At 64.4% G+C, this 15,147-nt stretch carries 10 protein-coding genes and 1 pseudogene; 10 read left to right on the plus strand and 1 reads right to left on the minus strand.

The window, feature by feature from the left end; translation table 11 throughout:
• Positions 1–178 precede the first annotated feature (178 nt).
• The 4 genes from fadD2 to hrpA all read left to right on the plus strand — a co-directional run bounded on the left by fadD2 (position 179) and on the right by hrpA (position 8,275).
• Positions 179–1,867: a long-chain-fatty-acid--CoA ligase FadD2 gene (gene fadD2, locus FHW81_RS04915; protein ID WP_003091644.1), complete on the plus strand. Its 1,689-nt coding sequence runs from the start codon at positions 179–181 to the stop codon at positions 1,865–1,867.
• A 234-nt stretch (positions 1,868–2,101) separates the two neighbouring features.
• Positions 2,102–3,790 (plus strand): long-chain-fatty-acid--CoA ligase FadD1, encoded by a 1,689-nt coding sequence (gene fadD1 / locus FHW81_RS04920; RefSeq protein ID WP_003091643.1) that lies wholly within the window; start codon positions 2,102–2,104, stop codon positions 3,788–3,790.
• 120 nt (positions 3,791–3,910) lie between these two features.
• A complete protein-coding gene (locus FHW81_RS04925) occupies positions 3,911–4,120 on the plus strand; it encodes a hypothetical protein (RefSeq protein ID WP_003091642.1) in 210 nt (69 codons plus the stop codon).
• A gap of 174 nt (positions 4,121–4,294) precedes the next feature.
• Entirely contained in the window at positions 4,295–8,275 is a 3,981-nt protein-coding gene (hrpA, locus tag FHW81_RS04930) for an ATP-dependent RNA helicase HrpA (RefSeq protein WP_034014604.1), read from the plus strand.
• 72 nt (positions 8,276–8,347) lie between these two features.
• On the opposite strand, the gene phoA is transcribed toward hrpA, so the two are convergent.
• Positions 8,348–9,778: an alkaline phosphatase gene (phoA, locus tag FHW81_RS04935; RefSeq protein WP_003112133.1), complete on the minus strand. Its 1,431-nt coding sequence runs from the start codon at positions 9,776–9,778 to the stop codon at positions 8,348–8,350.
• A 204-nt stretch (positions 9,779–9,982) separates the two neighbouring features.
• On the opposite strand from phoA, the gene FHW81_RS04940 reads away from it, so the two are divergent.
• The 6 genes and pseudogenes from FHW81_RS04940 (at position 9,983) to FHW81_RS04965 (ending at position 15,134) form a co-directional block, all read left to right on the plus strand.
• Positions 9,983–10,420, plus strand: coding sequence for an HIT family protein (locus tag FHW81_RS04940; RefSeq protein WP_003105490.1), 438 nt, complete (start codon positions 9,983–9,985; stop codon positions 10,418–10,420).
• A gap of 228 nt (positions 10,421–10,648) precedes the next feature.
• Positions 10,649–12,715 carry a type VI secretion system tip protein TssI/VgrG gene (tssI, locus tag FHW81_RS04945; protein WP_034014603.1) on the plus strand — a complete coding sequence of 689 codons (2,067 nt, stop codon included), beginning with the start codon at positions 10,649–10,651 and terminating at the stop codon, positions 12,713–12,715.
• A 9-nt stretch (positions 12,716–12,724) separates the two neighbouring features.
• Positions 12,725–13,540, plus strand: a complete 816-nt coding sequence (locus FHW81_RS04950) for a DUF4123 domain-containing protein (RefSeq protein ID WP_019371583.1) — start codon at positions 12,725–12,727, stop codon at positions 13,538–13,540.
• Positions 13,537–14,051: pseudogene (locus tag FHW81_RS04955) on the plus strand (DUF3304 domain-containing protein); the annotation flags it as partial. The gene FHW81_RS04950 and the pseudogene FHW81_RS04955, both read left to right, overlap by 4 nt.
• A 185-nt stretch (positions 14,052–14,236) precedes the next feature.
• Entirely contained in the window at positions 14,237–14,392 is a 156-nt protein-coding gene (locus FHW81_RS04960; protein WP_221885892.1) for a DUF3304 domain-containing protein, read from the plus strand.
• Positions 14,393–14,579: 187 nt separating this feature from the next.
• Positions 14,580–15,134: a DUF3304 domain-containing protein gene (locus FHW81_RS04965; RefSeq protein ID WP_031628386.1), complete on the plus strand. Its 555-nt coding sequence runs from the start codon at positions 14,580–14,582 to the stop codon at positions 15,132–15,134.
• The last annotated feature ends 13 nt before the right edge of the window (positions 15,135–15,147 follow it).

A 15,147-nucleotide genomic window follows, 5' to 3' on the forward strand; every position in this document is an offset into this window, starting at 1 on the left:
AAGCGCCACCCTTGGGCACGGGCCGCTCTGGAATGGCGGGCGGCGAAGAGCGACAGGCTGGAGATTCACACTATCAATAAGGGCAGGAGGAGTATTTGCGCTGTCCGACGCAACTGCTAAGTTGCCCGATGCCCCGCACATGCGGGCCAGACCCGCTCAGGTAAGAGGACAAGAATAAATGCAACCTGAATTCTGGAACGACAAACGCCCGGCCGGCGTACCCGACAGTCTCGACTTCGCCGCCTACCGTTCCGTGGTCGAGGTCTTCGAGCGCTCCTGCAAGAAATTCGCCGACCGCCCGGCCTTCAGCAATCTCGGCGTGACGCTCAGCTATGCCGAACTCGATCGTCTGTCCGCCGCCTTCGCCGCCTACCTGCAGAAACAGACCGATCTCCAGCCCGGCGACCGCATCGCGGTGCAGATGCCCAATGTCCTGCAATATCCCATCGCGGTGTTCGGCGCCTTGCGCGCGGGGCTGGTGGTGGTCAACACCAATCCGCTGTACACCGCCCGCGAAATGCGCCACCAGTTCAAGGACGCCGGCGTGCGTGCGCTGGTCTACCTGAACGTGTTCGGCAAGCTGGTCGAGGAAGTGCTCCCGGATACGCGGATCGAGTACCTGATCGAGGCGCGCATGGGCGACCTGTTGCCGGCGCTGAAGGGTTGGCTGGTGAACAGCGTGGTGAAGTCGGTGAAGAAGATGGTCCCCGATTATCGCTTGCCCCAGGCGCTGCCGTTCAGGCAGGCCTTGAAGCAAGGCCAGGGCCATGCCCTGCAGCCGGTCAGGGTCGGCCTGGAGGATGTCGCCGTGTTGCAGTACACCGGCGGCACCACCGGGGTCTCGAAGGGGGCGATGCTCACCCACGGCAACCTGGTGGCGAACATGCTGCAGGTCCACGCCCAGCTTTCCCAGCTCGGCAAGGATGGCCTGCCGCTGATGAAGGAGGCGCAGGAGGTGATGATCGCGCCGCTGCCGCTCTACCACATCTATGCCTTCACCGCGAACTGCATGTGCATGATGGTCAGCGGCAACCATAACGTGCTGATCACCAACCCGCGCGACATCCCCGGTTTCGTCAAGGAACTGAAGAAGTGGCGTTTCTCCGCGCTGCTCGGCCTCAACACCCTGTTCGTCGCGCTGATGGAGCACCCCGGGTTCAAGGACGTCGATTTCTCCAACCTGAAGCTCACCAACTCCGGCGGCACCGCACTGGTCAGCGCCACCGCCGAGCGCTGGAAGGGCGTCACCGGCTGCACCGTGGTGGAAGGCTATGGCCTCACCGAATGCTCGCCGGTGGTGACCACCAACCCCTACGGCGAGCAGGCACGCCTGGGTACGGTGGGGATACCGGTCGTGGGCACGGCGCTCAAGGTGATCGACGAGCAGGGCAACGAGCTGCCTGTCGGCGAACGTGGCGAACTCTGCGTGAAAGGTCCGCAAGTGATGAAGGGGTACTGGCAGCGTCCCGAGGCCACCGAGGAGATTCTCGATGCCGAAGGCTGGCTGAAGACCGGCGACATCGCGGTGATCGACGAGGACGGCTTCGTGCGCATCGTCGATCGCAAGAAGGACCTGATCCTGGTCTCCGGCTTCAATGTCTACCCCAACGAGATCGAAGACGTGGTGATGGCCCATCCGAAGGTGGCCAGTTGCGCGGCAGTGGGCATTCCCGACGAGAAGTCCGGCGAGGCGGTGAAGCTGTTCGTGGTGGCCCGCGACCCCAGCCTGTCGGTCGAGGAACTCAAGGCCTACTGCAAGGAAAACCTCACCGGATACAAAATTCCGCGACAGATTGTGCTCAAGGATGCATTACCGATGACGCCTGTGGGTAAAATCCTCCGTCGTGAGCTGCGCGAAATCGCCTGATAGCCTTACAAGGCTCTGAAACGGGCATTTGCCGGGGACAGGAAAGACCGTGACCGAGACTAATGTCTCGGTCATTTTTTTGACCGAATAGGTCATGTTTGGTGCTGGTCTGCCTCTGGCAAAGCTGATAATCTCGGCGCGCCTAATAGCCCTGGGTCCAGGGTTAGCGAGCAGATCACAACAAGATGCCGCCATGAGCGGTGAAGATTAGCTGTTGCTTAGGAGTGGGCTTCCATGATCGAAAACTTCTGGAAGGACAAGTACCCAGCGGGTATTGCTGCCGAGATCAATCCCGACCAGTACCCGAACATCCTGTCGGTACTGAAGGAGTCCTGCCAACGTTTTGCCACCAAGCCCGCGTTCACCAACCTGGGCAAGACCCTGACCTACGGCGAGCTGTACAAGCTGTCCGGCGACTTCGCCGCCTACCTGCAGCAGCACACCGATCTCAAGCCCGGCGACCGCATCGCCGTCCAGTTGCCCAACGTCCTGCAATACCCGATCGTGGTCTTCGGCGCCATGCGCGCCGGCCTCATCGTGGTCAACACCAACCCGCTGTACACCGCGCGCGAACTGGAACACCAGTTCAACGACTCCGGCGCCAAGGCGGTGGTCTGCCTGGCCAACATGGCCCACCTGGTCGAGGGCGTACTGCCGAAGACCGGCGTCAAGCAGGTGATCGTCACCGAAGTCGGCGACATCCTGCCGCCGCTGAAGCGCTTCATCGTCAACTTCGTGGTCAAGCACATCAAGAAGATGGTGCCGGCCTACAGCCTGCCGCAAGCCACCAAGCTGACCGACGCGCTGGCCAGGGGCGCCGGCAAGTCGTTCCAGGAAGCCGCGCCGCAGGCCGACGACGTCGCCGTGCTGCAATACACCGGCGGCACCACCGGGGTCGCCAAGGGCGCCATGCTGACCCACCGCAACCTGGTGGCCAACATGTTGCAGTGCAAGGCGCTGATGGGCGCCAACCTCAACGAGGGCTGCGAGATCCTCATCGCGCCGCTGCCGCTGTACCACATCTATGCCTTCACCTTCCATTGCATGGCGATGATGCTCACCGGCAACCACAACATCCTGATCACCAACCCGCGCGACCTGCCGTCGATGCTCAAGGACCTCGGCCAGTGGAAGTTCACCGGCTTCGTCGGCCTGAACACCCTGTTCGTCGCCCTGTGCAACAACGAAACCTTCCGCAAGCTGGACTTCTCCGCGCTGAAGCTGACCCTCTCCGGCGGCATGGCGCTGCAACTGGCCACCGCGGAGCGCTGGAAGGAAGTCACCGGCTGCGCCATCTGCGAAGGCTACGGCATGACCGAGACCGCGCCGGTGGTATCGGTCAACCCGTTCCAGAACATCCAGGTCGGCACCATCGGTATCCCGGTGCCCTCGACCCTGTGCAAGGTGATTGGCGACGACGGCCAGGAAGTGCCCCTGGGCGAGCGCGGCGAACTCTGCGTGAAGGGTCCGCAGGTGATGAAGGGCTACTGGCAGCGCCAGGAGGCCACCGACGAGATCCTCGACGCCGATGGTTGGCTGAAGACTGGCGATATCGCCATCATCCAGGAAGACGGCTACATGCGCATCGTCGACCGGAAGAAGGACATGATCCTGGTCTCCGGCTTCAATGTGTATCCGAACGAACTGGAAGACGTGCTGGCGACCCTGCCGGGCGTCCTGCAGTGCGCCGCGATCGGCATCCCCGACGAGAAGTCCGGCGAGTCGATCAAGGTCTTCGTGGTGGTCAAGCCGGGGGCGACCCTGACCAAGGAACAGGTCATGCAGCACATGCATGACAACCTGACCGGCTACAAGCGGCCGAAGGCCGTGGAGTTCCGCGACAGCCTGCCGACCACCAACGTCGGCAAGATCCTGCGCCGCGAACTGCGCGACGAAGAGCTGAAGAAAGCGGGCCAGAAGTAAGTCCGCCGTTGCCTGAAGAAGCCCCGCCGATGCGGGGCTTCTTCGTTGCAGGCAGTCGGTTGCGGATGAGCGTGCCTGTGCTGGCGTGCCGGCAGCGCATCACCTGCCGGAGGCCCCCCCATGGCCCGCCTCGATCCTGCCCTGGCCGAAGAAATACGCCGTCTGCCGATCAGCCGGCGTCTGGAACTGACCCAGGCATTGCTGCATCGCGCCGGCCTCGAGGTGGAGCGCCAATGGCTGCGAGTGGCCGAGGATCGCCTCGCCGACTGCCGGGCGGGGACCGCCGATGCGCTGCCGCTGGCCGAGATGCTCAAGCGACTGGGGCGCTGAGAGGGCCATCGCCCACCTGCAGCGTCGGCCGTATCGCGGCAGCGAGCGTTAACCGGGATTCTTCCTCTTCCGCTCAAATCTGCGACAATTCCGAATATTTTTCGCCTCGGCAGTGGCCGGAGCTTCTCCCGTCCTCCGCGACTGCGGCACGCTCACAGCATTCGAAAAGCCTAGATGACCGACCAGACTCCTTCCCTCGACCAACTCGTCCGGCGCCTCGACCAGGCCCAGATCAGCGACCGCCACCGCTTGCGCCGGCAGCTCCACGAACTGCGCAAGCAGCCCGACGACGCGCGCCTGGCGCAGTGGGTCGAGCGCTTCCAGACCTCCTGCGCCAAGGTCGAGGCGCGGCGCGCCAGCGTGCCGGCGATCCGCTACGACGACAGCCTGCCGATCGCCGCCAAGCGCGACGAGATCAAGGCCGCTATCGCCGCCCACCAGGTGGTGGTGATCGCCGGCGAGACCGGCTCGGGCAAGACCACCCAGTTGCCGAAGATCTGTCTGGAGCTGGGTCGCGGCATCCACGGCCTGATCGGCCATACCCAGCCGCGTCGGCTGGCGGCGCGCAGCGTGGCGACGCGGGTCGCGGAAGAGATCGGTACGCCGCTGGGCGCGCTGGTCGGCTACCAGGTGCGCTTCGAGGACCAGAGCGACGACAGCACCCTGGTCAAGCTGATGACCGACGGCATCCTCCTGGCCGAGACCCAGCACGACCGCTACCTGGAGCGCTACGACACGCTGATCGTCGACGAAGCCCACGAGCGCAGCCTGAACATCGACTTCCTCCTCGGCTACCTGAAGACCCTGTTGCACCGGCGTCCGGACCTGAAGCTGATCATCACCTCGGCGACCATCGACCTGGAGCGTTTCTCCCGGCATTTCGACGGCGCCCCGGTGATCGAGGTTTCCGGCCGCACCTATCCGGTGGAGACCTGGTACCGGCCGCTGGCGGCGGAAACCGACGAGGAGGGCAACCGGGTCGAGGACGACCTGTCGGTGGACCAGGGCATCCTCGCCGCCCTCGACGAGATCGCCGCCCACGAACGCGAGGTCGGCAAGCGGCCCGGCGACGTGCTGGTGTTCCTCCCCGGCGAGCGGGAGATCCGCGACGCCGCGGAGATGCTGCGCAAGGCCAACCTGCGCCACACCGAAGTGCTGCCGCTGTACGCGCGACTGACCCCGGCCGAGCAGCAGAAGATCTTCCAGCCGCGCCCGGGACGCAAGATCGTGCTGTCCACCAACGTCGCGGAAACCTCGCTGACGGTGCCGGGCATCCGTTACGTGATCGACAGCGGCACCGCGCGGATCAGCCGCTACAGCTACCGCGCCAAGGTCCAGCGGCTGCCCATCGAGGCGGTGTCGCAGGCCAGCGCCAACCAGCGCAAGGGCCGTTGCGGACGGGTCGAGCCGGGCATATGCGTGCGTCTCTACAGCGAGGAGGACTTCAACGCGCGTCCGGCCTTCACCGACCCGGAAATCCTCCGCACCAACCTGGCCGCGGTGATCCTGCAGATGCTGCACCTGCGCCTCGGCGACATCGAGGCGTTCCCCTTCATCGAGCCGCCGGACGGCAAGGCGATCAAGGACGGCTTCACCCTTCTGCAGGAACTGTCGGCGGTCAACCGCGAAGGCCAGCTGACCCCGCTGGGGCGCCAACTGGCGCGCCTGCCGATCGACCCGAGGCTGGGCCGCATGCTGCTGGAGGCGGCCCAGCAGGGTAGCCTCGAGGAAGTGTTGACGGTGGCCAGCGCGCTGTCCGTGCAGGACCCGCGCGAGCGTCCGGTGGAGCGGCAGCAGGCCGCCGACCAGGCGCACGCGCAATGGAAGGACCCGGATTCCGACTTCGCCGCGCTGATCAATCTCTGGCGTGGCTTCGAGGAGCAGCGCCAGGCGCTGGGTTCCAATGCCCTGCGCAGCTGGTGCCGGAAGAACTTCCTCAACTACCTGCGCCTGCGTGAGTGGCGCGACGCCCACCGCCAACTGACCCTGATCTGCCGCGAACTGAAGCTGCCGTTCGGGCGTCCGGCCAAGGCCGAGGCGCGCAAGCCGGAGGCGAAGAAAGGCGCGTCGGCCGACAACGAACGCGAGGTACCGGGGATCGATTACGCGGCGGTCCACAAAGCGATCCTGTCCGGCCTGCTCAGCCAGATCGGGCAGAAGGCCGAGGAAGGCGACTACCTCGGCGCTCGCCAGCGACGTTTCTGGATCCATCCGTCCAGCGGCATCGCTCGCAAGCGCCCGCAATGGATCATGGCCGCGGAACTGGTGGAGACCACCAAGCTGTTCGCCCGAATGGTCGCGAAGATCGAGCCGGACTGGCTGGAGCCGCTGGCTGGGCACCTGATCAAGACCAACCACTTCGAGCCGCACTGGGAGAAGCGTCGCGGCCAGGTGGTGGCGTTCGAGCAGGTCACCCTCTACGGCCTCATCGTCATCGGTCGACGTCCGGTGCACTACGGTCCGATCGACCCGCCGGTGGCGCGCGAGCTGTTCATCCGCGAAGGCCTGGTGCGCGGCGAGATCAACAGCCGCGCCAAGTGCCTGAGCGCCAACCGGCAGTTGCTGGAAAAGCTCGACGAGCTGGAAGCCAAGGCACGCCGGCGCGACATCCTGGCCGACGAGGAAACCCTGTTCGCCTATTACGACGCGCGCCTGCCGGCGGATATCTACCAGACCGCCAGTTTCGAGAAATGGTACGCCCGCGAGCGGCAGAACCAGCCGGACCTGCTGCTGATGCGCGAGGAAGACGTGCTGGCCCGCGAAGCCAGCGAAGTCACTGCGGCGCAGTACCCGGATCGCCTGCGCCTGGGCGATCTGCACCTGTCGCTGAGCTACCAGTTCGAGCCCGGCACCGCGCGCGACGGCGTCACCGTGCGGGTACCGGCGCCGCTGCTGCCGCAATTGCCGGCCGAACGCATCGACTGGCTGGTGCCCGGCCTGCTCTACGACAAGGCGGTGGCGTTGGTGCGCAACCTGCCGAAGGCGATCCGCAAGAGCTTCGTGCCGGTACCGGACTTCGTCCGCGCCGCCCTGGAGCGCATCACCTTCGGCGAAGGTTCGCTGCCGCAGGTGCTGGGCCGCGAGCTTCAGCGCATGACCGGCGTGCGGGTAGCCGACGAGGCCTGGGCCGAGGCGGCGACGCAGTTGGACGATCACCTGCGGATGAACATCGAGGTGGTCGACGCCCAGGGCAAGTTCCTCGGCGAGGGCCGCGACCTGGCCGAACTCACCGCGCGTTTCGCCGAAGCCAGCCAGGCGGCGCTGGCGATACCCCAGGCCGACAAGGAACAGCAGCGTCCGGTGGAGGCCAAGGCCTTTGCCAGCGTCGCCGAGAAGGCCCAGCAGAAGGTCGCCGGATTGTCGATGACGGTATACCCGGCGCTGGTGGAGGAGCAGGGCGAGGTCAAGGAAGGGCGCTTCCCGACCCAGGCCGAGGCCGACTACCAACACCGCCGCGCCCTGCAACGACTGCTGTTGCAGCAACTGGCCGAGCCGGCCAAGTACCTGCGCGCCAAGCTGCCGGGGCAGACCGAGATGGGCCTGCTGTACCGCGAGCTGGGACGGGTCGAGGCGCTGGTCGAGGACATCCTCCTGGCCAGTCTCGACAGTTGCGTGCTGCAGGGCGAAAGCCTGCCGCGCGACGGCGCCGCCCTGGCCGCGCTGGCCGAGCGCAAGCGCGCTGCCTGGAACGAGCACGCCGAGCGCCTGGCACGCCTGGTGCTGGATATCCTCAAGCTCTGGCACGGCCTGCAGAAGCGCTTCAAGGGCAAGGTCGAGCTGGCCATGACCGTGCCGCTGAACGACGTCAAGGGCCAACTGGCCAACCTGGTGTATCCGGGGTTCGTCCGCGCCACCCCGCTGGAGTGGTTGAAGGAGTATCCGCGTTACCTCAAGGCCATCGAGCAGCGCCTGGACAAGGTCGCCGGCCAGGTCCAGCGCGACCGGGTGTGGAGCGGCGAGCTGGGCGAACTCTGGGCGCAATACCAGGTGCGCCTCGCCAAGCACGCCCAGGAAGGCAAGCGCGACGCCGAGTTGCAGGTGTATCGCTGGATGCTGGAGGAGTACCGGGTCTCGCTGTTCGCCCAGCAACTGGGAACCCGGCTGCCGGTCTCGGACAAGCGCCTGGCCAAGCAGTGGAGCCAGGTCGAGGGCTAGTTCCAGGGATACCGCGCGAAATGAAAAAGGCGCGCCGGTCGAAACCGGCGCGCCTTTTTCGTTCTGGTCCGATCAGTCGCGCAGGTTCAGTGCGCGACGGATGGTGAAGAACAGGTCGGTCTGGTCGGTCAGGCCGGTGACATTGGCGGCCTGCGGGCCGTAGGCGGCGATGCGCAACTGGGTGCCGGTGTGCTCCTGGGAGCCTTCCTCGGAGTTGCCGTAGCTGATCGCCAGCGGCGCGCCGTCCTTGGTCGTGAGCAGTTGGGTCAGCCCCGGCGCGGCGGTTTCCGGCGGGATGATCTGGCTGGAGTGGGCGTGGTCGGCGGTGACGATCACCAGGGTCTCGCCATCGGCCTTGGCGAAGGCCAGGGCCTTCTGCACGGCTTCGTCGAGGTCGACGGTCTCGCCGATCTGGCCGCACGGATTCGCGGCATGGTCCTGCTTGTCGATGGACGCGCCCTCGACCTGCAGGAAGAAGCCGTTCGGATTGTCCTTCAGCAGCTCGATGGCCTTGCTGGTCATTTGCGCCAGGGTCGGGATGTCGGCGGTGCGCTTCGGGTTCGCCTCGCAGCTCACCGCCGGCTGGTTCAGGTTGCCGTGGTAGGTGGCGGTCGGACCGAGCCAGCGCACTGGCATGTTGCCCGGCGCGAACAGGCCGATCAGCGGCTGCTTCTGGTTGGCGCGGCGCACGGCTTTCAGCTCGTCGAGGTTCTCGACGATCCGGTAGCCGCGGGCTTCGGCCTGGGCGCGGAGGGTCTTGCCGGCATAGCGGCCAGCCTTGGCGGTTTCCGCGAAGGTCGCGGCGCCGCCGCCGAGAACCACGTCAGGGCGGGTCTTCAGCCACTGCTCGGTGATCGAGCCGGCGCCGCCGTTCTCCAGGGCATTGCTCGGGCACTGCTTGCTGGTGGCCTCGGGACCGTAGCACTTGCGAGCGGTGACGTGGGCGAGCAGGGCGGCGGGGGTGGCGTCCTGCAGCTCGGCGGTGGAGACGTTGCCGGTGGCTTTGCCGTTGAGCTTGGCCAGCTCCAGCAGGTTGCGGTGCGGCTGTTCGTGGATATCCACGCCGATCGCGCCGTTGTACGACTTGACCCCGGTGGTCCAGGCGGTGGCGGAGGCGGCGGAATCGGTCACGTAGTCCGGCAGGCCGCTGTCCTTGTGCAGGGAGTAGTGGGTGTACTGGCCGGTCAGCGGCAGCGCATCGATACCCTTGAAGTAGCCGCCCGCGCCGCGCGCGTAGTTGCGCGCCACGGTGATCTCGGAGTCGCCCATGCCGTCGCCGATCAGCAGGATCACGTTCTTCGCCTTCTTCTTCGACAGCGACTGCTTCAGGGCCTGGGTCAGGTCCTGCTCGACGCGCCGTGCGCCGCCGTACTCGCTGAGTTCGCCACGGGCCTGGCGGTTGAACAGCGACGGATCGTCCTGGCGCGCCTGGGCCGGCAAGGCGCTGCCGAGCACGGCCATGGAGACGGCAAGAGAGAGGGCGAGGGGATAACCTGGGGTCATGACGCATTTCCCTATGTTGAGGAGGTGGCTGTGCGAGACGGCGGGGCCATCCGGCGAGTGCTACGAAAGTAGGGAAGGGTGATGACGGGCTTGTGACAATTTCTTTCGAAGTGTGTGGCGCGCGCGACGCATCACGTCGTGACGAGCGGGGAGCGAGCCGGTATGGTGCGCAGGTCTATTCCGGTTCGTTCAAGGAAAGCCTCCATGAGTCTGCACGGCGTTTACGATTCCCAGAACATCTTCGCCAAGATCATTCGCGGCGAAGCTCCCTGCTACAAGGTCTACGAAGACGAGGACGTGCTCGCCTTCCTCGATCTGTTCCCGCAGTCCTACGGGCATACCCTGGTGATTCCCAAGCACGCCGAGGCGCGCAACCTGCTCGAGATCGATGCGCAGAACCTGGCCAAGGTCATGGCCGTGGTCCAGCGCCTGACCCGCGCCCTGGTCGAGGAGGTGCAGCCGGACGGCGTGCAGGTCGCCCAGTTCAACGGCGCCCCCGCCGGGCAGACGGTCTTCCACATCCATTTCCACGTCATCCCGCGCTTCAGCGGCGAGAATCTCGGCATCCATGCGGCGAAGCAGGGCGACCCGGAAGTGCTCGCACAACTTCAGGAGCGTTTGGCGCAGCGTCTGCAAGGCTGATTGCGCATGGGCCGGCCCGGTTCGGGGGCGGTCCTTCGCTCGTCGGATTTTTCTGAAATATTTTGTTACATACTGTCGAGGGTCAGGCGCGCCGCGGTTTTCCGGCGATGTGCGCAACAATTTGCACAGTTTTTTTGACGTAGCATCCGCGACATCCCGCTCTTCGGAGCGACCACGGCGAACAGGGACGCCAGCCGTGCAGGTTTTTCGAGCAACAGGGGACAGCGGATGTTCAACCCGGCCAACCAGACCCACTTCAGCCTCACCCTCGACGGCCTCCGCCACGACCTGCAGGTCCTCGCCTTCAACGGCCACGAAGGCATCAGTTGCCCCTACCGTTTCGAACTCGAACTGGTCGGAGAGCGCGCCGGCCTCGACCTCGAAACGTTCCTCCACCGGCCCGCCTTCCTCGCCTTCACCCCGCAGGGCCAGGGTGTCCACGGCCTGGTCTACGGCGCTGCCCAGGGCGATGCCGGCAAGCGCCTGACCCGCTATCGCCTCACCCTCGTCCCGCACCTGGCCTACCTCGCCCAGCGCAACAACCAGCGGATCTTCCAGCACCTCACGGTGCCGCAGATCGTCGCCCTGGTCCTCGAGGAGCACGGCATCCTCGCCGACGCCTACCGCTTCCAGCTCGGCACCCGGTATCCCGAGCGTGAATACTGCGTGCAGTACGACGAAAGCGACCTGCATTTCGTCCAGCGCCTCTGTGCCGAAGAGGGCATCCATTTCCATTTCCGGCACAGCGCCGAGGCGCACCTGCTGGTGTTCGGCGACGACCAGACGGTGTTCCCCCGCCTGGGCCGTCCCACCGCCTACGTGCACGACAGCGGGCTGGTCGCCGACGAACCGGTGATCAAGCGCTTCAGCCTGCGCCTGGCCAGCCGCACCACGCGCACCACCCGCCGCGACTACGACTTCGAGAAGCCGCGGCTGCTGCTGGAGGCCGGCAACCGCCCCGCTGCCGACGCCCCGGCCGAGCCGGATCTGGAGGACTACGACTACCCCGGTCGCTTCGTCGATCGCCAGCGCGGCAAGCTGCTCAGCCAGCGCGCCCTGGAGCGCCACCGCGCCGACCGGCGCCTGGGCGAAGGGGTCAGCGACCAGCCGCTGCTGGTCAGCGGGCACTTCCTGGAGATCGCCGAGCACCCGCGCGCGGAGTGGAACGACCTGTGGCTGCTCAGCGAAGTCTTCCACGAAGGCAAGCAGCCACAGGTGCTGGAAGAGAACGTTACCTCCGACACGTCGGCCAGCACGGACGACTTCCAGCAGGGCTACCGCAACCGCTTCCTCGCGACGCCCTGGGAGGTGTTCTTCCGCCCGCCGCTGGAACACCCGAAGCCGCGCGTGCTGGGCAGCCAGACCGCGGTGGTGACCGGCCCGCCAGGCGAGGAAATCCACTGCGACCGCTACGGCCGGGTCAGGGTGCAGTTCCACTGGGACCGCGAGGGCCAGGGCGACGACAAGAGCAGTTGCTGGCTGCGCGTAGCCAGCGGTTGGGCCGGCAACGGCTATGGCGGCATCGTCATTCCGCGGGTCGGCATGGAAGTGCTGGTGGACTTCCTCGAAGGCGATCCCGACCAGCCGCTGGTCAGCGGCTGCGTCTACCACGCCGCCCACCCGGTGCCCTACGAGTTGCCGGCGAACCAGACCCGCAGCGTCTTCAAGAGTCTCAGCAGCCCTGGCGGCGGTGGCTACAACGAGCTGCGCATCGAGGATCGCAAGGGCCAGGAACAGATCTTCGTCCATGCCCAGCGCGACTGGGACGAGAACATCGAGCATGACCAGAAGATCCGCGTCGGCCACGAACGCCACGACACCGTGGAGGCGAACAGCTACAGCGAGTTCAAGGCCGAGGAGCATCACACCGTGCACGGAGAGCGCAAGGTCGAGCTGAAGGCCGATGACCACCTGACGGTCGGCGACAGCCAGCACGTGAAGCTCGGTCGTGCCTACCTGGCCAGGGCCGGGCGCGAGATCCACCTGAAGGCCGGGCAGAAGATGGTGATCGAGGCTGACAGCGAACTGACGGTGAAGGCCGGCGGCAGCTTCATCCGGCTCGACGCAAGCGGCATCGCCATCAGCGGCCCGCTGGCACGGATCAATGCAGGCGGCGCGCCGGGAAGCGGCTCGGGGATCGCGATCAAGATGCCGCGGGTGCCGGGCATGGCCGACCAGGACAGCTCCGGCGCGCCACCCGAGGCGGTCGCGGCCAACCTGCCGCCGCGGCAACCGGTCTGCGAAGAGTGCCTGCTACAGGCGAAGAAAAGAGGCCAGGCGCTCGCCGAGCGCTGAGGAACCGCGATGACGCCGAACCCCCGCCATTGGGCCCGCGAGCTGTGGCAGCGCTCCCGCGATCGCGGCTTGCAGACCCACATCGATGTATTGGTCGATGCCACCGGGCTGGACGACTATCCCTTGCTCGCCGAGCATGCGCGGCAAAGCGATCCTCCGGCGCTGTTCAAATTGCTGGAGCAAACCCCGGAGGCCGCCCTGGCCGACGAGGGCCCGCTGCTGCTGCGCCTGGAAGACGGCCACGCGGCCTGGCTGGACGAACTGCTCGAACGCATCGACTGCCGCCGCCACCTGATGCTCCTGTTCAGCCCCTGGCCGTTGCCGCGCCTGGGCGAGCACCTGCGCAGCTGCACCCAGGCCGAGTGGAACCAGGGTCGTTCCAGCGGCGTACTGCGTTTCTACGAGCCGGGCCTGTTCATGGCGGTCAGCGACATGCTCGATCCCCGGCAGAGCCGTTATCTGCATGCCCCGGTTTCCAGCTGGCACTGGCTGGACCGCGACGGCCGGCCGAGGGCGCTGGCCGGTCATTACCAGGCCCACGAGACGTCGCCGCTGCAAGCGGCCCTCCGCCTGGAAGCGCACCAGGTCGCTGCCTTGCGCGCCTGGAGCGAGGCCGAAGCCTACCGCCGCGAATACTTCGTGCTGCCCCGCGAGCATGGACTGGGCAGCCAGGAAAGCCTGCTCCAGCATCTGGTCCAGGCGCACCTGGCCGCCGACCGCCAGGGCTTGCAGGACTTCGACCAGCGCGATGCCTTCGTCGCCCAATGGCTACGCGAACAGACCCCCGGCCCCGGCTTTTCCCCGGCGGGAACGAGTCGCGCATGAACGGGCGCGGCATCGGCCTTCCCGCCCTGCTTCCGGGGCCCCTGCTGGCCGCGGGCTGCCAGAGCGGGCGGACATGCTGGCGGCGCCGGTGATGGGTTACAACCATACGTCCGCGGCGATCAATTGGTTTTCGGTGAATGGGGCGGGTGGACCGCGTTTAGACCCTTATCAGGGGGATGGTAGCCAGGTTTGTTGCGGAGTGATTCCAAAGAAGTGGAATCCAAATTTGAAAGCTGTCGTGGAATGGGAGAAAGATGCCAAACCGCACGCCGCTATAAGGCGAGATAAATATGGACGGCTGGATAAAGATGATTACTTGAGACATGCCTCAAGCTACACCCGACATAAGATGATCGTGGATATACCTAGATATAGTGAAAAAATATGCCTGTTGCAGGTGCATTTCCTCCCGTGCGACCAGGTCGTGGTCTCAACAACCTATTACAGCCAGGGGCATCCAGAGTATCCAGATAGAAAGTATTTTCAGAAGAGAGAGCCTTCATGCAAAAGCATCTTGAATGCAAAGGGGTTAAGGACACCTGTTTGGCTGATTGCTTTACTGATAGGTTTTTTGTTTTTACAAGCGTGCCAGGCAGGCCCTGATATGGTGTCTACTCCTATCGGAGGATACAAGCATACTTCGGCGGCTATTAACAGATTCAGTGTAAATGGTGCTGGCGGATTAAACCTTGGTCCATTTCAGGGGGAGCAGGGCAGGTATGTTGTGGTGTCGTTCCTAGAGTTTGGAAGCCGGGCTTGAAGGCAACCGTAGAGTGGGAGGTAGATCCTGAGTCAGGGGCTTATAAAGACTGGCCGGAAAGATATTTTCAGATGGCTGGAGAAAACGTATGAGAGAGCATGGAGTCTTGTATGTTCGTCATAAGGAAACTGTCGATATATCTTCTTGTGATAGTAAGGAGATTTGTTCGCTAAAAATGCACTTTCTTCCATGTGATAAGGTTACTACTTCAGTTGCCTGTTATACGCCGTTTCATCCTGAATATCCGAATAAAGGGTACTTTGATATGAGGGGTATGTCATGCAGAAGTTGATGAACTTGATCTGTGTGGGAAATAAAAATTCCATTGGGCTGGTGGTTTTTCTCAGCACCTTCTTTGGGCTGGTGGCATGCCAGGCTGGGCCTGAAGTGCTGTCTGCACCTATCATGGGTTACAACCATACTCCGGCGGCGATTAACGAATTCACGGTGAATGGTGCTGGCGGACCGAACTTAGGTCCTTATCAGGGAGATGGTAGTCAAGTTTGTTGTGGGGTAATTCCAAAGAGATGGAATCCAAATTTGAAAGTTATTGTGGAATGGGAGAAGGATCCAAATCCCCGTGCCGTTATAAAACGAGATAAATATGGGCGGTTGGATGAGAGTGATTATTTGAGGCATGCCTCAAGTTACACCCGTCACAAGGCGACTGTGAATGTGCCTAGGTATGATGAAAAGGTGTGCTTGCTGCAGGTGCACTTCTTGCCGTGTGACGAGGTGGCTGTTTCTACGACTTGTTATGGGCCAAATCATCCAAAATATCCTGATAAGGCCTATTTCGAGATGAGAAAGTCAACGATATGTCCGGCTAACTGAAGGCAGGTGGGAA

The organism is Pseudomonas sp. RC10-4-2 (genome assembly GCF_050433085.1).
GTDB lineage: Bacteria > Pseudomonadota > Gammaproteobacteria > Pseudomonadales > Pseudomonadaceae > Pseudomonas > Pseudomonas aeruginosa.